Source organism: Rubinisphaera margarita, assembly GCF_022267515.1.
Lineage (GTDB): Bacteria > Planctomycetota > Planctomycetia > Planctomycetales > Planctomycetaceae > Rubinisphaera > Rubinisphaera margarita.
In genome coordinates this window covers 1-21,386 of record NZ_JAKFGB010000020.1, presented here as the reverse complement: position 1 = coordinate 21,386, position 21,386 = coordinate 1, and the positions used below count along the sequence as shown (strand labels likewise).

The following is a 21,386-nucleotide window of genomic DNA, read 5'->3' as shown; positions in this document are numbered from 1 at the left end:
CTACGATCCGGCCGCTCCGAGAAAGGATTTCGGAGTTTTCGCCGAATTTCGACACTTGCAGGGACGCGACGCCATGCCCGGGCAGACATCCAACTGGTTTTACATTCTTTGCGCAGCTTGCCTGATTACCGGCTTCAATCTGAACGCTTTCGCTGGCGAAGAAGCCGAAAAAGAACCGTCGACCGCGGCCAAAGAAACTGCAGCAGACGAAACCGATCAGCCGACCTACCGGCTGACGTACCAGTTCGAGAAGGGCGAGTTCGTCAAATATCAGGTGCACGACCGTTCGGTTTACACGACCCGCAAGAACGAAATTGCCGAGACGGTTCGCAATGAATCCCAGCAATGGCGTCACTACCGGGTCGTCAGCGTCGATGAGAACAACGAGGCGACGCTCGAGCTGATGATCGACCGGGTCCGGATGATGGCCCAGTTCGACGAGTCGAATCCAACGCTTTTCGACAGCGCCAATCCCGATCTGCAGCCGGCGAAGATGCAGTCAATCATGGATTCGATCAACGTCCCGCTCTGTCGGATGCGAGTGAATGATCGTGGCGAACTGGTTCACGTTCAGGGCCTGCAGGCTAATACCGACACCAAGAACGATCCTGCCATTAACTTTCTGGTCGTCTTTCCCGACCGCGAAATCGCAGTTGGGGACACCTGGAATCAGAGTCTCGAAGTCGAAGTCCCGGTCACCGACAGCCTGAAAGAGAAGGTCAAGCTGATTCGCAAGTACACGCTGAAAGGCGTGGAAGGTGATGTGGCGACTCTGCAGGTATCGACCGCCCTGGCGACGCTGATGCGGGATCCGGCGGTCCAGACTCGACTGATGCAGATGACCCCCTCAGGCACGATCGCCTTTGATATGAAGCGCGGCGTGATGCTGTCTCGAGAGCAGAACGTAAACGACCAGGTCGTCGGTGCGTTCGGAACCGGTACGCTCGTGAGAGCCCAGAACCATCGGGTCGAGAAGTTGATCGAACAGCAGAATCCGGTCGCGGAAGCCGACAAGGTCTCGCAGAAATAATTGCAGAACCATCGGGACTGCTTGACGGAGCATCCCGTTTGCCTACACTCACTCAGACCGCAGGCGGCTATGCCTCTGCGGTCTGATGTCTTTTCCCCACTCCTCTGTTGCCTCCTGAGCAACGTCTCCGGAGTTTTCCGTGACCGACAAGCGCGCCGAGATTTCGACCCACGTTGGCAGCCTCCTCATGGCGGCGAAGCTGCTGACCGATCAGCTCGAACTCGATGCCGTGCTCATCATGGCCGAATCCGCTTACGACTTCAAAGCGATCCAGCGGACCTTCAAAGACACCCGGCTGATTGTCGCTTCCGATAAGCAGGACATTCAGGACGCTGTCAAAGCGGACGATATCGACCTGATTGAACTTCTCCAGGAACCGGGCACCCGGCAGAACCAGCTTGGCCAGGCGCTGCTTGAGGGGATTGCCGATGAACTGATCAGTTCCGGCGATACTGTTGTCACGCTTTATGCCGGCTACGACCGCGACGACGTCGACACCATCAGTGTGATTCCACTTGGCGAGCAACTCTCGAGACTCACATCCCGCGATCTGCAGCGACTCGAAACTCAGGTTCCGCTTGAAACACTGCGGCTCGTCGTCGATCTGGCCTGTGAAATCGGCCGCGAAGGACGGGAAGGCAAATCGGTCGGAACCCTCTTCGTGGTCGGCAATCACCGCAAAGTGATGCAGATGTCTCACGAACAGGTTCACGATCCGTTTCGGGGGTACAGTCGGAAAGATTGCAAGCTTCGCAATCCCCGAGTTCGGGAGAGCGTGAAGGAACTGGCGCAGATCGATGGAGCGTTTGTCATCGGTTCCGACGGCACGGTTGTCGCGGCCGGTCGCATTCTCGATGCTCCGGCTGAAGGACTGACTCTTTCCAAAGGGCTTGGCTCTCGACACTGGGCCGCGGCGGCGATTTCGAAAGCGACAAAGGGCATTGCGATCGCGGTCTCGGAATCGACCGGAACCGTGCGACTGTTTCAGGACGGGGTGGTCGTCCTGCGGATCGAGCCGATGGATCGGGCCATGAAATGGCGGGAAGATATCCTCGAACCGCCGGCGAGCGCCAACGACTAATTCTTCCCGATCCCTTCGGGCATTATCACCATGGCTGATCCGCAATTGACCGTCATGATTCCCGCTGAGGTCATCCAGGGCCGGGTCCGCGAACTGGCGCTCGAAGTCTCCGAACAGTTCCAGGGCGGGCCAATCACGCTGCTCGGCGTGATGACCGGAAGTCTGATGTTCCTCACCGACTTCATGCGCGCTCTGGAAGTCCCCCATCAGGTCGGCGTCATTCAGGCCTCCAGTTACTGCGGCGAGTCGACCACCTCGGGCAAGCTCACCGTCAATATCGACTTCCTTCCCTCGCTGACGGGCCGGAACGTGCTGCTGATCGACGATATTCTGGACACGGGACAAACCCTGCAGCGGCTGGTCGAAGAGATCGAGACACTCGACCCCGCTTCGCTCAATACCGCCGTCCTGCTCTGGAAGCAGTGCCGAACGACGTATGCGGTCGAGCCGAATTACTATGGGTTCAAGATCGACGATCACTTCGTCGTCGGCTACGGGCTCGACTACAACGACGACTACCGCCATCTCGCCGACATCTGCGAGCTTCGTCTGCAGTAGAGCCGCGATCGGTCTGGCATCAGTGGGTTTTTATCGTTTTCCCGGGACGGCCCATGGAAAGCCGGAAACCGGATCGCTACCCTAAGCGAACGGGCGCAAGCCTTTCGGTGTGCTCAGACCGTATCGCTTTCGAACACTCTGATGACGTGTCCGAAGCCGCTGCGGCAAACAATGGATTCAATTTCACTCTCAGAGATTTCGGCGTCACTCGACGTCGCTCGCAGGAGAATCGGACATGCTCAGGTTCGTTGGCTTTTCCGCTTGTGTCTTGTTGGCAGGAATGATTGGCATGGCTCAGGGAGATCCCGCCCCGAAGAAGGCCGAGTCCTCTCAGGCGGATTCGAAAAGGTTGTACCGGCACGTGGTTCTCTTCAAGTTCAAGGAAGAGGCGAAGCAGGAACAGATCGACGACATCGTGGAAGCGTTCGGCTCTCTGCAGAACGAGATCGATACGATCATCGGCTACGAACACGGCACCGACGTCAGCCCGGAAAAACTCTCCAAGGGCTTCACGCACTGCTTTATGGTCACCTTTAAAAGCAAGGCCGACCTCGACGCCTATCTGCCGCACCCCGCACACCAGGCCTTCACGGTGAAACTGAAACCGATCCTGGCGGACGTCCTGGTCGTCGACTACTGGACCCACGAGTAGCGTTTCTCAGCGGAGTCTCCACACGGTGACCGGCAACGACGTAACCGAGCACCTCATTGGCGCGGCCATCGAAGTCCATCGGTCATTCGGGCCAGGTCTTCTCGAATGGGCCTATGAACTCTGCTTGCGCAGAGAGTTGAGTCTGCAAGAGATCCCTTTTCAGAGGCAGCTGGAACTGCCCGTCTGTTACAAAGCGACACAGTCGCACTGTGGTGAATCTCAATCACCCTCTCTAAACGGTCGGGTTTCAGCCTTCCCAATTGGTTTCCGGATCGGTGCTCTGGAGCATTTCTTTGGGGAGTTGTTCCAGGAGTTCCAGCCACGTGTCCCGGTGGCTCTCCAGCAGGCGGATCGCTTCGGCGATGTGACCTGATTCGTGATCGATATCGGCCAGAGCCAGCGCCCGGTAGATGTAAGCGAAGAGCCGCTTCAATGTGCCGACCATTTCCGGTGCGACCTCGGGATTGAGACCGGCGATCAATTCGGAGACAAACTCCCGCGAGCGGCTGAGCAACTGGTGGGAGTTCTCGAACTCTTTCTGTTCGAGGGCGGCCTGAGCCTGTCGCGCACTGCGCAAGGCGCCTTCGACCACCATCAGATGCAGCCGCGGTCCCGGTGCGGTGAGCACCTGAGTCTCGAGGTAGGCGTCTTCATACATGATCGAGTTCTCCAGTCGTTAAATCGAATTGGGATCCAGCTCATCGTCGCGATCCCCGCGAGACGCTGAACCGACTTGTTATCAGGCCACTCCCGTGGGAGCCGGGTTGACCCGCAGTGACGAGATCGACGACAGCGCCGTCTGTTGCGACTGCAGCGAGCTCAGAATATTTTCCATCTGTACGAACTCGCTGAGCAGCCGTGCTTTTTTGCTTTCCAGTAGAACATTCAATTCACCGATTCGCTCCGTTGTGGCATCGATCGAGGCATCGAGCACGTTCTTTTCATTGGTGAACGTCCCGTCGACAATGTCGGTCAGCGATTTCAGCGTCGCTTCGAACTTCGCGCCAAAGCCTTTTTCCGCCGTCGTGAAGAAGCTCTTCACGTTCGTCAGATCATCCCGCAGCGCGTCGGCGAGTTTCTCTTCATCGAGCTCCAGTTTTCCGGTCGAGCCCATTTTCAGCCCGATTCCCGAGAGCGAATTGATCGTGTCCGAGACGCCGTTGATCCGCGATGTCAGCGACTGAGTGAGGCGGTTCGACACCCTCAGCACGAATGTATCGCCCTGCAGGATACCGCGTTTGTTGTTCTCGATATCAAACAGCGTCAGTTCATCGGCAGCCGACACGAACCCGTTATAGAGGCTGACGAAGTTGTTAATGTGTTCGCTGACTTTCTCCGTATTGACGGCCACTTCCACTGTTGCGGCCTGGGCGCCAATCTTTCGAACGTCGATGTCAATTCCCTGAACGACATCGTCGAAGCGGTTGTCCTTGGAGGAAACCAGAAACGCGGAGGCCGGATTGGCCCCGACACGCAACAGCGAATCTTGAGCTTCAACGACGGCTCCGAACTTCAGATTCAGTCCGCCATCGTCAATCAGCAGCCGGCTGTCTTTCCCCGTCGTGGACGATGTAATACTCAGACGCTTGGAATTGAAGCTCGATCCATCGTCAAACACGCTTGCCTTAACCGCTGAACCGGCTGCATTCAACTTGGTGACAAGCTTGTCGAGGGTGTCAGTCGCTTCAATATCGATCAGCGTCACTTTCCGACTCGAAACGCGCTGGGCGCCGTCATCGCCGGTAAAGGATTCCCCAAGCAGACGCAGGTCGGCCGCGGTCGTCGTATCGCCGAATTCCGAGACTTCCAGCGTACCGGTCCCGGCAGCTTCATCGATCAGCACAAAGCCGTCGCCCGTTTCATTCATCTCCGCTCGCACGGAGATGGATGTATTGGCGTTGATTCGCTGAATCACATCTCCGACCGTTTTGACAGCCGAGGTGATATCGATGATCCCGACGTTGCCATCGGAATCGGTGATCTGGAACATTCCGACCTGAACGCCCTGGCCATCCGGCGCATAGTTGGCGATAGAAGTCGCTTCGTTCACGAACCGCAAATGCAGCGGCTCGGATTCGACTTCATCGACGGCGGAATCGAACGTGATGCCGAGATCGGCAGCGACGGTCGATCCCCCCACATCGGATATGATCAGGTTACTCGCGGTCTCTCCTGATGTATCCGCGATAACGAGTCCGTTGCCCCGACCGTTAATAGAAGCCCGAATCTTCAAAGGATCGCCGCTTACGTCGTCGACAGCGGTGTTGATTGCTTCGAGGACATCGGTCAGCGTCTCTGCTCCCGCCAGATCGATGGTGGCCGTCTGCCCGGAGCGATCGGTGATCGAGATCTCGCCCAGCGTTTCAATCCCCTGGCCACCGCGAAGATTCCGTAGAAGCACGGAATCGAGGCCGCCCGTCAGGCGGTTTCCTGACAGCGTGTTGCCGGCACTCGCGGCGTCGAGCCCCAACTGGCGGACGGCTTTGGAATTGTTGATGTCGATGACCGAAAGTGTGCCGCTGCCAGCCGTGTTGTCCGTCAGCACAAGTCGCCCGTTGCTGATCTCAGCGGTCACTTTGCCACCATTACTGGCATGGTCATTAATCTTGGCGAGCACATCTTTCAGCGTCTTGCTGCCGTCGAGATTAACTTCGAGGTTGGATTCATCGGCAAGGCTGATCCGTATATCAGCTGCTCCCTGGAGAAGGCGGATGTTGTTGCCGTCGTTGAGCTGTTCGAGCAGGAAGTTCTCGGTGACCTGATAGACTTCGTCGCCGGTGAGTGTGGAATTCGCGATCGACTTCGCGATGCCCAGATCGGTCGCGGTCTTGCCGCCGTTCAGGTCGGTAACCGTGAAATTCACTGCGGAACTTCCACTGGTGTCATCGAGGATGAAGCGGCCATCGACCACGCGGGCGGAAACGGAGATATCGACGTTGTCGTTGATCTTGTCGAGGACATCATCAACGCTGATCACATCCGTCAGGTCGATCACCGCCGAAGCTCCCGAGCGATCGGTCACCCGGATCATTCCTCGGCGGATGCCCGAGCCATCGTTTAACGTTTCCAGCAGCGACGAATTGTCAAGGAATCCCCCCTGAGCGATCGTAAGCGTACCAGTCCCGATCGTCTGCGTCGTCGTATCGGCGTAACCACGGGAAAGCGACTGCTGAGCCGAAGCCTGCTGCACGGTCTGAAAGACATAGTTCCCGGGAACTGCGGTCTTCCCCACAGTCACCGAGAACTGATCGGTTCCCGTGTTGTTAACCTTGAGCTGCTCGAACGTGACCTTGTTCTTCAACGACGCAATCGTTGTGGAGAGTGTCAGCAGGTTGGCTTCGAGGGCATTGATGCCCGTCTTCTTGATGCTGAACTCTTCTGTCCGTGCTTCGAGGCGTTTGATTGCCTGCTGCTGATTTGAAGCCAGCGCATCAACGAGCCCCGCGATATCGAGACCGCTGATCAGCCCGGTCGAGATGCTGAAGCCTGACATGACTCAATCCCGTTGAGGGTTTCAGTCGTACTGAAGAAAAGATTCGAGAGCTCGAGCGGCGAGGTCGCCGCGTTGATTTCGGGTCGCGCTCGTCTTGTTTATCGGCATCCCCGTCGTGACCGGTGGAACCCCGCGTCCGACATGAGCCGGGATGATCGAAATTCCTCCCTCTCCACCGTGGCATCAGCAATCAAATCGATTCTGCCGGGCAGGCGGGCTGGGAGGTTTTTAACGACTCTCAGGCCACACTTCGTTGTTCGCCAGCAGCTGTCCGCTTACGAATGAACAGCTGATTGTTGGAGAACTGAACGAGATGCATCTGACCGAACTCTTTTTCGAGGAATCGATCGATCGGGGGAGAAGCCAGCCGGTCCCGTCCCGGGAAATAGTCATCGAAACCAAGAATCCCGCCCGGGGCCAGTCGCGGCCAGGCCCAGTCAATCGCCTGGGCGGTTGGATCGTGGTGATCCAGATCGACGTAGATGAACGCGAACTGGTTGACAGGACATCTGGTCAGGCAGTCGGGGACATAGCCTTCCCAAAGCTGATAGCGGTCGTCCCGAATCTCATTCGACATCGCTCCCACATTCGACTGCAGCGACAGCTGACGATGCCGGGCGACAGAATCATCGATGATACCGCGAAAAGCCTCCACTCCCCCGACACTGAGCTCGCCCTTCTGATACCGCCCCTGATCATGCTCTGTCGGCTCGTTCATTCCCACAAAGCTGTCGAAGCCGTGGACTGTCCGCTTCAACACATGAGCGACAGCGACGAGTCGCTTAAAGAGCGCGCCGCGAAACACGCCGACTTCCGCGAAGTCGCCGGGCACGCCTACCAGTTCGTTCATCAGATTACTCAGGACGTCATCAGGCAAATATCCCGTGCCCATGATAGCCTCAACTTTCTAATTTGAATTCCGCGACTGTCCTCAACGCCACGTTCTGTGCCGTGCCGTCAGGCTTGATTCGATCGCTCGAACTTCAGGAATGTGATGTTCGTATCCGGATAGTGTTTGTAAGGACGCTCTTCCTGACAGGTGAGGAAGAATCCCCGTTCACGCATGAGCTCGACATAGTCTTCCGCATCGCGATTGAAGACCGGAGGATTACCGCCGCGTCGCCAGCGGGCCTTCCCCATGATCTCGGCGATCAGGACCACATCGGTCGATCGGCAGATCCGTTCAAGCATTGAACCGATCGTGTCGTCATCGATGTGGAGGAGCACCGTGTACGCCATGATGGCATCCGCTTTCGGATAGTCGTCGCAGAAGTCGATGGACTGAAACTCATACCCCGGATGGACTCGACGAGCCTGTTCGACTGCTTCTGGATTGATGTCGACACCGACGTAATAATCCGTCGGGAAGGCCTGACAGAGCCGTCCGTAGCCGCAACCGACTTCGACAATTCGCCGTTGCAGATGAATCCGCAACAGTTCCCACAGATGTGGCCGCACATCCCAGCCTTCGGGAAACGCTCCCAGTTCCTCATTACGGGGAATGATGTTGGCCAGCTGATCCTGCTTCCAGAAGCTGTCGAGATGTTGAACGATGTTCGTATCGGCCTGCGGCGCCGACACTTCACCTACCGGAGTGGACTTCACTCGCGTGGAGTACCCGAACAGCTCATTGAATTCTCCGCACTTCTCCCAGACCTTTCGAGCCAGTTCCTTTCGAGGGCCTTCCGGTTCGCTGTCGAAGCGCTGAATTGATTTTCGGGATACCTTGCCTTCATGCTTGGTGTTCTCGTAGAGCCGATGTGGAACGGCATCCAGACTGAGACGATGATCACCCGGTCGAGGAAGTCCCATCCGGGCTGCCAGATCTTCGATCAGTCGCGGACGACTGCACATATCTTCGTAACGCATCAGCGTGTGAGGCCGACGCGCCATCTTCACCAGAGCAGCCGCGGTCTCGAGAGCCCGCTTTTCGATCCAGGCTTCGTCGACAAAGTTGCCGAGCTTCGGAGCCAGATCCTGAGCGGACAGCACGACGTCCCGCATATCGCGGACGCAGAGAATCAGATGTTCCGGCGGGTAGGCGTTCAGGAACTTCTCACTGTCGGCGAAGTTCACCATCTTTACGCCCCAGTAGTTCAACTCCTGCAGACGCGGCAGGACTTCCCGATTGAAGTACGACTGGAACGATTCGGACTGCGAGGCCCGTCTCCAGTCCTCTTCCTGCACCGGGATACCGAAGTCATTGAGCTGTTTACAGATGTGGAACGGCCACCCGGGCATGTGGATGTTCGGTTCCAGCAACACCAGTCCGCGTCCCGGAACAGTCAGTTTGTCGCAGAGCAGTGTGGTGCCGCTTCGCATCATGCCGTAAATGGCGACCTTCATCGGAGCGGTGACGCTTGTTATCGGTGCCGCTCCGCTCACGGGAGTCGTCAACCGCGTCAACCGGCGTGTACGCATCATCTCGTTGACACGGATCGTCCAGTCGCGTCCTGTTCCGGCTCGGGGCCCCGTGGAATGTCGTCCGCGGCGATTGGCGAAAAAGGCCTGATCGGTCTTGATGCACCGCTGCGATTCCCAGAGCCGCAGGTAGTAATCGAAGTCTTCTCCGACATCGAGCGATTCATTGAACGGATGCCGCAACGCGATTTCCGTTCTGACAAAGTGCCCGATTTGCAGGGACAGGTAGGGATCGCTGTTCAGAACGTCGTCGAAGCGATCGGTTTGTCCAAGCTGATTCTCCCGCTGGACTGCGTGCTCAGTCCCATCGTCAAAGCTGAAGATCTGTCCCCAGATGGCGTCATAGCGATCGAGATACGGCCCCACAGCTGCAAACGCGTTGGGAACCATCAGGTCATCGGCATCAAGGAAGAACACCCACTCGATTCCCATTTCGGCTGCGCGTTGAACGGCATGATTCCGGGCCCGCGACCGTCCGATCTTCCCGGCGGTGTCGTCAATGCGGAACGGGATAATCTCCCGGAATGGTCCGGCGGACTGCAACGCCGCATTGCGAATCGAACGTTCGGCCTGCGAGTAGATCTCAGCATGTCCGGGACCCACTGGAGAAATGACGGCACAACGAGGTTTGAGCCCAGAAGAAACCGGGACCACAGGCAGCGTCGGAGACTGCGGAATCGTCGGAGCCGCGTCAAACTGTTGTGTCACTTCCGGAATCGCCACTCCGCCCGCCTGTCGACTGAGTTCTTCAGCCACGCGATGGAGCACCGGTTGCCAGTCGCCCTGGGTCGACTGCCGAAATAAACGGAGCGATTCGTACCACGGCGTCGTGTCGTCGTCATGGAACCACCGCCAGTCGGCAAGTTGATGCAACAGACACCATGTTGGCGTGCCGAGTCCGCCAGCAAAATGAATGGTGGCATTGTCGATCGAGATCACCAGATCAAGCTCTGCGATTTCAGCCGCGAAATTCTCAAGATCGGCGAGCGGATCGCAATCGGCCCAGTTGTGGAGCGTCACGCCTTCCCGGCTGCAGACCTGATCGATCTCTTGCTGATGATCGCCATACTGCAGATTGACGAAATGAACCCCCGGCATTCGCAGGAGTTGCCCCCATTGCCGCAGCGGAATCGCGCGGCGGGTTTGCAGGTCGGCGTTCTTTCCCCCAAACCAGGAAATGCCAACCTTCAAACCGTCGCCAAGTTCGGCAAACCGGCTCCGCCATCTGTTTCTCAGTTGCGGGTCGGGGACGAGAATCGACTTCTGTCGGGGAAACTCGTGACGCGACAGTCGATACCGGGACGGCAGATCGGCGAGCGAAATCTGCGACGCAACGCCCGGTAAAGTCAGCGGCGCAGGCGGGTCAACTTCCGGACGCGGGATTGTCTCAATGTTCGGGAACGAACGAGCGAGCAGTCCCTGCATCCGACGATCGACTTCCAGGGTGACGTTCCCCGTCTTGTTCAGCACGTCCGGAAGACAAGTCGCGAACATGACCACATCACCAATCCCCTGTTCGGAGAAGATGAGCAGTCGACCGTCACTCACCGAAGTTCCCTCCCAGACGGGATGCTGGTAAGGACGATGATCATGGTCCTGCTTGCGACGTCGCCACGCGTAAAGCTCCCAACCTGTGATGAACTCTTCATTGCGCAGATGAACCTGCGAAAGCGAATGGTGTGCTTCCGCGTAATCGGGACGAAGCTGAATGGCCTGCTCGTAAAGGGGCTGCAGTTTCTCTTCGATTCCGAATGCTTCGTAGACGTTGGCGAGGTTGTTGCTCACATCCGCCAGTTGCGGCATGATCCGCATCGCCTCTTCGAGGCAGTTGCGCGACTTCTGATACTCGGCTCGCGTCTGATAAATCACGCCGAGATTGTTCCAGGCGGATGCGCAGTTCCGATCGATCTCCAGCGAGCGCAAATAGTACTTCTCGGCCTGAACAAGGTCTCCGGCGAAGTGATACTCCCGGCCCAGATTGTGATTCGACAACAGTTGATTCGGGCGTTCCGCGTGAGTCTGCTCCAGGATTCGAATCGCCTGCTTTCGCTCTCCCAGTCGGGAATAGCAGTCGCCGGCGTGAATCAGAACCTCAAATCTGTCGTCGGCGTTCAGGTCCCCTTCCAGCGCATTACGGAAGTGTACCAGAGCCGCACGATAGTCCTGCAGTTGTTCGAGAACTCGTCCGAGCATCTGCTGGACAATGGCGTCGTTCGGTTCGGAAGCAAGCACTTCCTCGCACAACTGTCGGGCTCGCGGCAGATCGCCTGCGGCACGCGTCGCGGAGGCGAGGTTCTTCCGGTACAGAATCGATGCGGGCTTCAACTGCAGCGCACGCTCAATCCGCTTCATCGCGGCCCGATGCTCCCCCTGCTGATGAAGGACAACCCCGGAAAGATGCAGCGCATCGGCATGATCCGGCTCATGGCCGAGAATCTGCTCGTACGTCTGCATCGCCGTCGCAAGGTCTCCCTGTTGATGCGTCGCCATGGCGCGCGACAGGGCATCATTCGGCAATGGGATGTGCGGGGCACGCTCCCCAGAAGCAGAATGGGAACCGACGGGCTGTGTGCTGGTTTGATCGGATGGGCGAGTCAACGTCCTTGTCCTCGCTGGCTGAATTCTGAATCTCTAATGAACGAATCGTTCGTTCTTCACACGGATGAACCGGACCGCCGCTGTTCGAGCACGGCCAGTTCTTCCTCAAACGGCTTGAGCAAAGACGCGTAGTTCTTCCACTTCTGAACTGACTGGCGATAGATCGGCTGGCGAACCTGCCAAAGCGAAGCGGTAAGAACCGCGCGATCATTTCGATGAAACTGCAGGCAGTTCTCGTCCCACGGAAGTCCGCATACGTCCTCGATGAGCCACCGCGATTTCGCTTCCTGGTCGGCAACCAGTTCTTCGTACACGATATCGTGAATGGTGATCGGCAGGACGTTGCGCCAGTAATCCATCATCAGGGCATGTTCGCGATAGAACTTGCCGATGTTTCGCATGTCGTAGCTGAACTCGTGATGGGTCGTGAAATTCTGGAAGTAGCACGACAGTGCAATATCACGCGGCTCGCGACAGGTGTAAATGACCGTCGCCTTCGGAAACAGTGTCGCGATCAACCCGAGTTGAAACGCATTGTTCGGCATCTTGTCTGTAATCCGTTCGGCTTCTCCCGCGGTGTCGACCATGCGGCTGAGATAGACGTCGGCCATCTCGTCCAGGTAGCTCTGGGTCACATCCTGCACGCTGGCGGGATAGCCGGCTAACGCCGGGTTGCGACGCTGGAACGGGAGCGTGAGGAGATTGCTGATCAAATGCCGGATGCCATCGAACTCGCCGGCCCCTCCGATCGAACGATGACTGGTCAGGATCTGCTCAACAAGCGTGGACCCGGATCGCGGCATCCCCAGAATGAAGATCGGCCGAGCGCTCTCGGAACCGCGCAGCCGTGCCCAGGGGGCCGCCTCTGGAGAAAAGACGTTGCGGATACACTCCAGCTGAGCCTGCAGATCTTCGTAGCGGAACTGATAACGTCGCGGCGTGAGCGCATTGGCCTTCTGGAAGTGCACGACTGCCTCATCGTACCGCTTCAGCTGATCGCACCGTTTCCCCAGGCTGAAATACGCATTGGCCTTGTCGACGCCATTGATTTCGGGCTGCTGCAACAGTCGCTCGAGTTGAGCAACTTCCTCTTCCGTGACATTCGAGGAATTGAACGTGAACAGATTGTAGTAAGCCGGAGCGTAGTCTGGATCGAGATCGATCAGACCGCGACACTGGACGGCGGACTCTGCAAAGTCCCCCATCGTGTTCAGCAGCGTGACATAGTTGAGTCGGAAATCCTTGACGTTCGGGCTCAGCTCGACGGCTCGGCGATAATGCTCCAATGCCAGTTCATGCTTCAGCATGTCTCGATAAAGATTGGCGAGATTGAAGTGAGCTCCGCCGTAGTCAGGTTGCAGCCGCAACGCCTGCTTGAGGGCCGTTTCCGCCTCTGGCAACCGTTTCAGCTCGTGCAGAGCCGCACCGTAGTTCGACCAGATCCGGGCATGATTCACGTCGATCCGCGTGGCCAGATCGTAGAGTTCAGCCGCTTCGGCGAGCCGCCGTTGCTGCCAGAGCACATTGGCCAGATCGTTGAGCAGATGCGGATCATCCGGAACCAGTTCCAATGCGCGTCGACAGACCTCTTCGGCTCGCCCAAAGTTTCGGGCCTGTTCGTAAGCAGTACTCAGCAGCCTCAGCATCGAAAGATCTTTAGGATCCCGCTTTAATGCCGCCTCGAAGCTGACCGCCGCTTCCGCGGGCTGCCCCAGCTTCAGCTGGCATTGTCCCAGGTTCTTCCACGGCTCGGCGAGGTTCGGATTCAGAGCCGTCGCCTGACGAAATGCCGCTTCCGCAGCCGGTAGCTGCTGCAATTTCAGATAGACCGAACCGAGATTGTTATGAATCTTCGCGATCTGCGGATCGCCCGCCAGAGCTTCCAGGAGAAAAGGAAGAGCCGCTTCCGGTTGCCCTCGATGATGCTCGGCCAGCCCACGAACGTGCAGCACGACAGGCGAGCGGCTCGTTTGCAGCAGCTGATCGTAGATGTCAATCGCGGCGGCGAAATCTCCCTGCTGATGCAGCTGAAGGGCGAGGTCAAAGTCGACGGGACGTGACATAAGTAGCTTCGGAAAGAAAGACCGGTCAAATCGGAACGGGGGCGCACGAGTACCTGTGAATTAGATCGGCGACCGGAAGAATCGATATGAAGCGCATTCTCGACGCAATCGATATTTCTTCACAATGCAATCCTTTCCAGATTGCGCATTACCCCCACCCCACCTGTCCGCCCCACTACCCCTGATTGAATTGCGATTGAGGCGTTCTGAATTTGCTGAGTAAGATTGGCAGCCTCTCTGAGATTCGACGATTGCCAGGTCGATATATCAGAATGGGCAGAGGTACGCCCGCTGCGTTCGCAGGACGAAGGCGAACGACCGACGGATCGAGACTTAAGCAGGATGCTGACATGAAGATGCGGATCAACAAGCCGGTACTTCGAATCGTACGTGGTAAGACACAGTTTCCGGTCCGGGCACTGGATGTGGAACAGTATCTCATCGGAGCCGGAAGCACCTGCCATCTGCAGCTTTCGGCTGGCGAGATCCCGATGATGTTCGGCATGATCACGCCGGAAGCCGACGGGCACCTCATCGAAGCGATGCACCCCGAGCCGACTTTGCTCGTCAACGGAGGAGCCACCCGCAAGGCCGTGTTGCGTCCTGGAGACCAGTTCCAGATCGGCACTTACCGGTTCGAGTACCTGATGGCCGAGGTCGAACACGAGCTCCGCGCGACCGACTCAATTTCACCACGCAGCGAACGCACGAAACTGGATCAGTCCGTCGTGCCGAATCAACTGGAATCGAAGAAGCTGCAGGAGCTGACGGCTGCTCAGCTGGTCGACAAGATCGAACAGGAACTCAAGCTCCTCGATGAGCTCGACCACTACGACGATCTCGAACACGGCTACACGCTCGAATTCCCGGAAGGGGATCAAAGCGGTCCGAACCGCCTGAGTGCATAACAGCTGCCGGCATCCGGTGGCTAACCTCAATTGGAGAATTCTCCCGGGGGGTTACTGCATTTTGTGCTCCACGGTCGGGCTCGGCTTCCAGCCCAGACGAATGGCCTGTGCTTTGACGATCGTGCCTGCCGGTGCGGTGAACGGTTCGACGTAGAGCTGCCAGTTCTTGTCATTCGGGCGGCGGAATGCGATAGAAGCTCCTTCGGTATCGCAGCTGACCTGCACCTCGTCGCCCTGTTGCCGGATGACGGGAACGGCGGTTTCGGGCTGCTCGCCATCGGGCGGCCACAGGTGCTTCACCAGCTCGGTCTCGGGGAGTTCTCCCAGATCGCCGAGCATGCGAAAGAACCTTTCGTGAGCTTCTCTCAGTCGTGCCATTTCTGAAAACCATTTCGGATCTCCGGCGAGATTGTGAATCTCGTGGGGATCATTCTCGGTATCGTAGAACTCTTCGAGCGGCTTGTACTGAGCCGTGAACTGCCACTGATCTTCGGTTAGCGTTCCTTCCCGGTTCAGCCGGTGAATCTCCTGCATCAGTTCCATCAGATCGCGATACGGCTGAAATGCGATGTAAGGAAGATCTGGCCGATAGTTCCGCACGTATTTGAAGCGATGGTCGCGGACGGCTCGAATTCGCTCGGTCGCCGGATCCATGCGATCCCGGAACGCGAAGATGTACTCCCGCTTCTTGCCGGCGGCCGGACCAAGAAACGCGGTTCCCTGCATATGAGCCGGCAGCGAGATCCCGGCCAGCGACAGCACTGTCGGCGCGAAGTCGACGAAGCTCACCAGATCATCGTTCGTGGTGCCGGCTTTCTTTCCATCGGGATACCGTACGAGCAGCGGCACATGAATGCCGGAGTCATACACCCAGCGTTTGGCTCGGGGAAGCCCGTCGCCGTGATCGCTGAAAAAGAACACGATCGTGTCGTCGGCAAGCCCGTCCTCTTCGAGCTGATCGAGCACTTCCCCCACTTGAGCGTCCAGGGCAATGATGTTGTCGTAGTGCCGGGCGAGATCGCGGCGGATGATCGGCGTATCCGGATAGTACGGAGGAAGCTCGACACCCGCCGGGTCAACCACAGTGGGCGACGACTGTTTGTGGACTTTGCTTTCGTGAGTGATCGTGAAGTTGAAGACCGAGAAAAATGGCGTCTGATCATCCGGCCGATTGCGCCAGTGAGCCTTCTTGCTCGAATCGTCCCAAGCCGTGATCGGCGTCCGGAACTGATAGTCGGTTTTCGAGTTGTTGGAGCAGTAATAGCCGTTGGCTCGCAGATACTCCGTGAAACATTTCGCTCCGGCGGGCGGAGTCGCTTCGTAAGTCGGAATAGCCAGAAGTTCGGGATCCTTGATCAGGTGCAAAGCGGAAGTCCGTTTCCAGGTCCGCATCGCCATCGCGCCGGTCGTACTGGGATACATCCCCATGATGAGCGTATGGCGGTTCGGAGCACAGACGCCGTAAGTCCCGTAGCAGTGGTTGTAGCGAACCGACTGACTGGCGAGCTCATCGAGTCGCGGCGTCTTGACCGTGTCGTCTCCGTAAAAGGACAGACGGGCGCTCATATCTTCGCAGGTGATCCAGAGAATGTTCGGCTGTCCTTCAGCCGCTTCCAGTACGGTGCCAACGTGAAGCATCGGCACGATCACACACAGGAACGTGAGCAGAACGTTCGTCCGTATCATTGGTGTCTCCTCGGTTGAACCCGGGTCGTCGTTGGTGAGCGATCGATCATAACTGGGGCGTGCGAGCGCGTCGACTTTCGCTCTGATTGAATTCAGTTGGTGTTTCGGCCAGACTGACCTGATTCCTTCTCGCACATTTCAGCGTATCCCCCAGGTGAATCGTGATTCCAGACCAGGTCGGCCCGTATCAGATTGAACGCAAAATCGGATCCGGTGGCATGGGAACCGTCTATCTGGGCCGCCATGTCGAGAGCGATCGCGTTGCCGCGGTGAAGGTCCTGCCCGCTTCGCTGGCCCGCGAGGAAGGGTTCGTCCTGCGATTCACCCGGGAAATCGAAGCGATGCAGTCGGTTTCGAACCCGCACATCGTCGAGATCTACGAAAGCGGCGTCGATGACAGCGAGACGTACTACTACGCCATGGAGTACGTCGAAGGGGTGACGCTTAACCAGTACATTCGCGATCAGGGTCGCATTCCCTGGCGGACTGTGATTGAACTCGCGATTCAGATCTGCCAGGCACTCAAGTCCGCACACGACGCCGGGGTCATCCATCGTGATCTCAAGCCATCCAATCTGCTGATTACACCCGACGAGAACATCAAGCTGCTCGACTTCGGCGTCGCCCAGGTATTCGCTTCGTCACGCCTGACCAAAACGGGCGGGATTATCGGGACGGCGGAATACATGTCGCCGGAACAGGCGCAGGGACGCCGGGCCACCAAAAAGAGCGACATCTATTCGCTGGGAGCGGTGATGTACGCGATGCTTACAGCTCGTCCTCCCTTCAGCGGTCAGACTTCCATGGAGGTGATCCAGAAGCATCGCTTCGGACAGTTCGACCGGCCCCGTACCTACGTTCCGGACATTCCTCACTGGCTGGATGATGTGGTCTGCCAGTGCCTGGAGAAAGATCCCGACAAACGGTATCCGGATACTTACGTCCTGTCGCTGCGGCTCAAGGAGATCCTGAAGAAAGTCGACCTGTCGATTTCCGGTACGCTGCCCGATGACACGGCTGGCAACATTCTGGACGGCACGGCCGAGACGATAGTCGCTGGAACAGAAGATCCCAACGCGGTCGGCGGGACGCTGATGCGGGATCTCATTCGAGCCGAGATCGAGCGAGCCGAGTCCGGATCCGCCCTGGCCCGTTACTTTGATAATACCTGGGTCCTGATCCTGCTTCTGATCGCCGTGATCGCCGGCGGTGTGTACTGGTTCCAACAGCAACAGCTCTCGCCTGAAGAGAGATTCGCCCGCGGTCAGGAGCTGTTCGACAAGGGAACGATCTACTGGCCGGAAGCGCGGGATGAGTTTCTCGCCCCTCTGATCGAAGAAGACCCCGATCGCTGGGAAGCGGAAGTCAGCCCGATGCTTTCAGAGATTTTGGTTGAAGAACTGAAGCAGGACTTCGGCGTCACGCGTTTGAGCCGAAAACGGGTGCATGGCGTCACAGACGCCCAGCGGTTTCTCCGCATGGCCGGCGAGTACTACAAGCTCGGCGACCGCGTCGCAGCCGAACAGGTTCTGCGTAACCTGTACGGGTTACTCGAAGGGGACAACGATCATACGGAACTCCGCCGGGCGATTGGGGAGATCCTCGATGACCTTTCGCTACAGGTTGACGAGACGCTTCAATCGAGCGACTCCCGCCCGTTAGCCTCGACGGCTTTGATGCGAGCTCGTGAAATGCTGAAGAAGGGCCAGAATGAAGAAGCCCGTTCAATTTTGCGAAGCCTGATCGAACTGTATGATGGGGACTCGACCTCTCAAAATGAAGTGGATGCAGCTCGCCAGCTGCTGCGAAATACAGAAAGCTCTACTCAATGACGGCGACTCTTGATCTGAAACAATACATCCGTTCGGTCCCGAACTTTCCCAAGCCGGGAATCATGTTTCGCGACATCACTCCGCTACTCGCCAATGCGGGTGCGATGCGGGAAAGCGTTCGGCAGTTTGCCGATCACTTCCGGGACTCCGGGGTCACAAAGATCATGGCCGCCGAAGCACGGGGCTTCATCTTCGCCGCTCCGCTCGCCATGGAGCTCGACGTCTCCTTCATTCCAGTCCGCAAGCCGAAGAAGCTGCCGTTCGATACGCACGCCTTCCACTACGAACTGGAGTACGGAACCGACTGCCTCGAAATCCATATCGATGCCGTCGACGAAGGCGACAAAGTGCTGCTCATCGACGATCTACTCGCCACCGGCGGGACGATTCAGGCCTGTGCCAAACTGGCCGAGCAATGCGGAGCCGAGGTCGTCGGCTGCGGCTTCCTGATTGAACTCGACTTCCTGGATGGACGTCGGCATCTCGCCGACTACGACGTCTGCAGTCTGATCCACTATCAGGACGAGAACCCGTAGGTCGTAGATCGAAAATCTGAAAGAACGTATGAACGAGCAGATCGAGAACGATACCGCCGCGCCGGAGAACGACGTTTCTCTTCTGGAAGAGCTGGTCCACGACTGCCAGATGGTCATGGCTCATGCGTGGATGGTCCGGACGTTCGTCAAGCACTCCGACGAATCCGAAGATTTTCCCGAGCTGATGGGAATCGCCCGCAGCGTGTTCGACACATCGCGGGCACTGGAAACGCGGGTCGACGATCCGGCGGCTTACTTCAAAATGCTGAGCAAGAAGATCGGCAAGCTCGAAAAGGCGACACGTCAGTTCGCGGTCGATGCTCCGGAAGCGTCGACGCACACGAATTTCCAGCAGGCTGTGCTTTCGATGCAGACCTGCTGCCGAGATCTGCGGTCACTCATGGAACGCGGGCAGCAGGAACTGAAGAAGGCCGTCTGAGTCTGCGTCGCGTTAGCGAATCGCGTCGATCGTGATCACTCGAGCCGTCGGACGCGACAGGTCGATCAGCAGCGGCTCCCGCGTAATCTGTTCAGACGCATTCCCGGCACTATCGGTCGCGACCATGCGGAGGTACATCCGTGTGGGAGCGTGATTGGGCAGACGGAAGGTGTAACTTCCGGTGTTCCGAATCCCGCCATCAATCTGCTGCCACGGTCCTGTCGGATTACCCGAGTAATACAAAGCGACCGGTTTGGCCGACGGATACTCATCTTCCAGCTGCCATTGCACGGTCAGCTGATTGATGTGCGGTCCGTGCCCCTGATAGCTGCGAACCAGATGCAGCTTGGGCGCCTGAGAATCGACGATGACATCGATCTGCGGAGCCCGTCCCGGCTGCGGCGGAGCTTCGGCGTTTCCGACTCCGCTGTGAATCCGGAAGTGAAACCCGTAGCGTCCATCTTCCGGCACGCTGACTTCCATCGGACTTTTCAGATCCGGGTCGACCCCATACCGCCACCATTGAGCGCCGTTGTCCTGGGTAATGAACAGTTCCACGGCTCCGACCCCGGAAGGCCCCACCCCAGCGACCTGATAGTCGATCTGGAACTGATGAGCGTTGACGTGGCGAGTGCGTGTTTCCTGCAGATCGAGCACTTCAGCGGGAAGTGCGTTCTCGTCGTAGGAAACCTGGGGCAACTGCCCCGGATGCTTCTGACTCCATTCCTGGGCGGGTGCCAGCGAAGTTTCCGAACGGGGTTCAACCGGCGTCGGCGTCGGTAGCCCCTGGGGCGGTGCCGGCACGTTCAGTGGTGCGTTGAGCTGAACGGGCTGATTCACCGTCACCGTTTCTTTGGGCATGATGATCGGCATGGCGGGAGGTTCGGTCGAAGCCTTCTCCAAAAGCGGTGCGCGGACCGGATCTGTCGCCGTAACGGTCTGTGTTCTCGATTTGACCGGCTCGATCTCTTTCTCCAGAGAGATGACCGTCTGCGTCACGTTCCCGGCGGTATCGAACACTCGTCCGCGGACTTCCGGCAGCTGGCCCGGCAACATCTTCCAGGACGTTTGTCCGGAAAGGGCCTTGGCGATGTAAACCTGCTTCCAGCTTTCATCCGAGGCATTGCGGTACTCAAGCTGAAGAGTCTCGATGTCGGGATGAACTTCCTGGATCTTCCAACTCAGTTCAATTCGATCTGATTTCTGTCGAGTCAGTTTCAACTGCAGATCCGGATTCTGGCGATCGACAATTACCTTCAATCCTGGCGGAGTTTTCTTCGGATCGGGATGCAGACGCCCTTCGGTATCTCGCACCGAAACTGCGAACCAGTATTCGCCTTCCGCAGTCGGTTCGAACTGAAAATCCTGCTCGTCAATCGGTTGAGCAGCCGCCTGATTCCAGCTTCGCCCTCCATCGACGGAGACAGAAAGTACGACTTCACGAGCCGAGAGACGACCGAGCATCTGCTGGTCGTACCGGAACGGAATGGTGAATTCGTCCCGCGCTGTAATGATTGTCGCCGGGTCGTCAGCCTGACAGGCCGTGAGCGGCGCCCAGAGGCTGATGATCGCCCCCAGTGCAGACAGAATTGTTACCCGTCTCATGACAGTCCCCTTGCGAACCACGAAGCACCGTCTGTCGAGCTGGCAGACCGTCTGCGTCTCTGCGTATTCCGCAGCTGTTTCGCCCACATCCCCAGTTTTGTCAGTCCGCTGGATCAGTCCAATGACTTCTTCATCAGCGGAAACGCGTAACGGCTGATCCCCCAACCGACCCCGCGGCCTGATCTACAGGCAGGACTTCAGCGGCAACGAATCACGCTCGCTGAAGTCTGCGCTATCGACTGTATCGGTTATTCAGGATATGCCGCTTGAAGCGATTTTCCCGGTCCAGCCCCGGAGAGACGCCAGAACCGGGCGAACAGGGTTGGCCTAGACGCGTGCGTCTGGGTGACGAAGTCACAGGAAGAAGCTGTCCAGCGCTGAATGGAAGCTACAGTCTTCGATGACAAAGGTTGTGATAAAGCCTACTGAACGCCGGTCAGCGACCTCTTGTGGCTGCGCCACTCAGACGCACGCGTCTGAGCCA

General features: G+C 57.8%; 15 protein-coding genes and 1 pseudogene. 9 read left to right on the top strand and 7 right to left on the bottom strand.

The genetic code is table 11. From position 1 onward, the window contains the following. Positions 1-73: 73 nt before the first annotated feature. The 5 genes and pseudogenes from L1A08_RS18790 to L1A08_RS18770 all read left to right on the top strand — a co-directional run. The gene (locus tag L1A08_RS18790; RefSeq protein WP_238758066.1) at positions 74-1,030 is read left to right on the top strand and encodes a DUF6263 family protein; all 957 of its coding nucleotides are present in this window, start codon (positions 74-76) and stop codon (positions 1,028-1,030) included. 139 nt (positions 1,031-1,169) lie between these two features. Beyond that, complete coding sequence (locus L1A08_RS18785; protein WP_238758065.1) at positions 1,170-2,111, top strand: DNA integrity scanning protein DisA nucleotide-binding domain protein; 942 nt, start codon at positions 1,170-1,172, stop codon at positions 2,109-2,111. 30 nt (positions 2,112-2,141) lie between these two features. Next, complete coding sequence (gene hpt / locus L1A08_RS18780; protein ID WP_238758064.1) at positions 2,142-2,669, top strand: hypoxanthine phosphoribosyltransferase; 528 nt, start codon at positions 2,142-2,144, stop codon at positions 2,667-2,669. 289 nt (positions 2,670-2,958) lie between these two features. After that, entirely contained in the window at positions 2,959-3,321 is a 363-nt protein-coding gene (locus tag L1A08_RS18775) for a Dabb family protein (protein ID WP_238758063.1), read from the top strand. A gap of 25 nt (positions 3,322-3,346) precedes the next feature. Further along, positions 3,347-3,514: pseudogene (locus L1A08_RS18770) on the top strand (GxxExxY protein); the annotation flags it as partial. A 54-nt stretch (positions 3,515-3,568) separates the two neighbouring features. Here the strand turns inward: L1A08_RS18770 and fliS are convergent. The 5 genes from fliS to L1A08_RS18745 all read right to left on the bottom strand — a co-directional run bounded on the left by fliS (position 3,569) and on the right by L1A08_RS18745 (position 13,896). Next, positions 3,569-3,979, bottom strand: coding sequence for a flagellar export chaperone FliS (gene fliS, locus L1A08_RS18765; RefSeq protein WP_238758062.1), 411 nt, complete (start codon positions 3,977-3,979; stop codon positions 3,569-3,571). Between the two features lie 81 nt (positions 3,980-4,060). Next, positions 4,061-6,814, bottom strand: coding sequence for a flagellar filament capping protein FliD (gene fliD / locus L1A08_RS18760; RefSeq protein WP_238758061.1), 2,754 nt, complete (start codon positions 6,812-6,814; stop codon positions 4,061-4,063). A gap of 238 nt (positions 6,815-7,052) precedes the next feature. After that, positions 7,053-7,664 carry a TylF/MycF/NovP-related O-methyltransferase gene (locus L1A08_RS18755; protein ID WP_238758060.1) on the bottom strand — a complete coding sequence of 204 codons (612 nt, stop codon included), beginning with the start codon at positions 7,662-7,664 and terminating at the stop codon, positions 7,053-7,055. Between the two features lie 107 nt (positions 7,665-7,771). Next, the gene (locus L1A08_RS18750) at positions 7,772-11,833 is read right to left on the bottom strand and encodes a tetratricopeptide repeat protein (RefSeq protein ID WP_238758059.1); all 4,062 of its coding nucleotides are present in this window, start codon (positions 11,831-11,833) and stop codon (positions 7,772-7,774) included. A gap of 56 nt (positions 11,834-11,889) precedes the next feature. Beyond that, entirely contained in the window at positions 11,890-13,896 is a 2,007-nt protein-coding gene (locus tag L1A08_RS18745; RefSeq protein WP_238758058.1) for a tetratricopeptide repeat-containing sulfotransferase family protein, read from the bottom strand. Between the two features lie 350 nt (positions 13,897-14,246). On the opposite strand from L1A08_RS18745, the gene L1A08_RS18740 reads away from it, so the two are divergent. Continuing rightward, positions 14,247-14,804, top strand: a complete 558-nt coding sequence (locus tag L1A08_RS18740) for an FHA domain-containing protein (protein WP_238758057.1) — start codon at positions 14,247-14,249, stop codon at positions 14,802-14,804. Positions 14,805-14,855: 51 nt separating this feature from the next. On the opposite strand, the gene L1A08_RS18735 is transcribed toward L1A08_RS18740, so the two are convergent. Beyond that, on the bottom strand, positions 14,856-16,490 hold the full coding sequence (locus L1A08_RS18735; protein ID WP_238758056.1) for a sulfatase family protein: 1,635 nt from the start codon (positions 16,488-16,490) through the stop codon (positions 14,856-14,858). A 161-nt stretch (positions 16,491-16,651) separates the two neighbouring features. On the opposite strand from L1A08_RS18735, the gene L1A08_RS18730 reads away from it, so the two are divergent. Genes L1A08_RS18730 through L1A08_RS18720 form a run of 3 tightly spaced genes read left to right on the top strand, consistent with a single transcriptional unit; the run spans position 16,652 to position 19,297 of the window. Further along, entirely contained in the window at positions 16,652-18,322 is a 1,671-nt protein-coding gene (locus L1A08_RS18730) for a serine/threonine protein kinase (RefSeq protein WP_238758055.1), read from the top strand. Beyond that, positions 18,319-18,858 carry an adenine phosphoribosyltransferase gene (locus tag L1A08_RS18725; protein WP_238758054.1) on the top strand — a complete coding sequence of 180 codons (540 nt, stop codon included), beginning with the start codon at positions 18,319-18,321 and terminating at the stop codon, positions 18,856-18,858. The genes L1A08_RS18730 and L1A08_RS18725 overlap by 4 nt, the downstream gene beginning before the upstream one ends. Before the next feature lie 28 nt (positions 18,859-18,886). Further along, positions 18,887-19,297 (top strand): amidohydrolase, encoded by a 411-nt coding sequence (locus tag L1A08_RS18720; protein WP_238758053.1) that lies wholly within the window; start codon positions 18,887-18,889, stop codon positions 19,295-19,297. Positions 19,298-19,309: 12 nt separating this feature from the next. Here the strand turns inward: L1A08_RS18720 and L1A08_RS18715 are convergent, their stop codons facing one another. Beyond that, entirely contained in the window at positions 19,310-20,902 is a 1,593-nt protein-coding gene (locus L1A08_RS18715) for a hypothetical protein (protein WP_238758052.1), read from the bottom strand. Between the last annotated feature and the right edge of the window lie 484 nt (positions 20,903-21,386).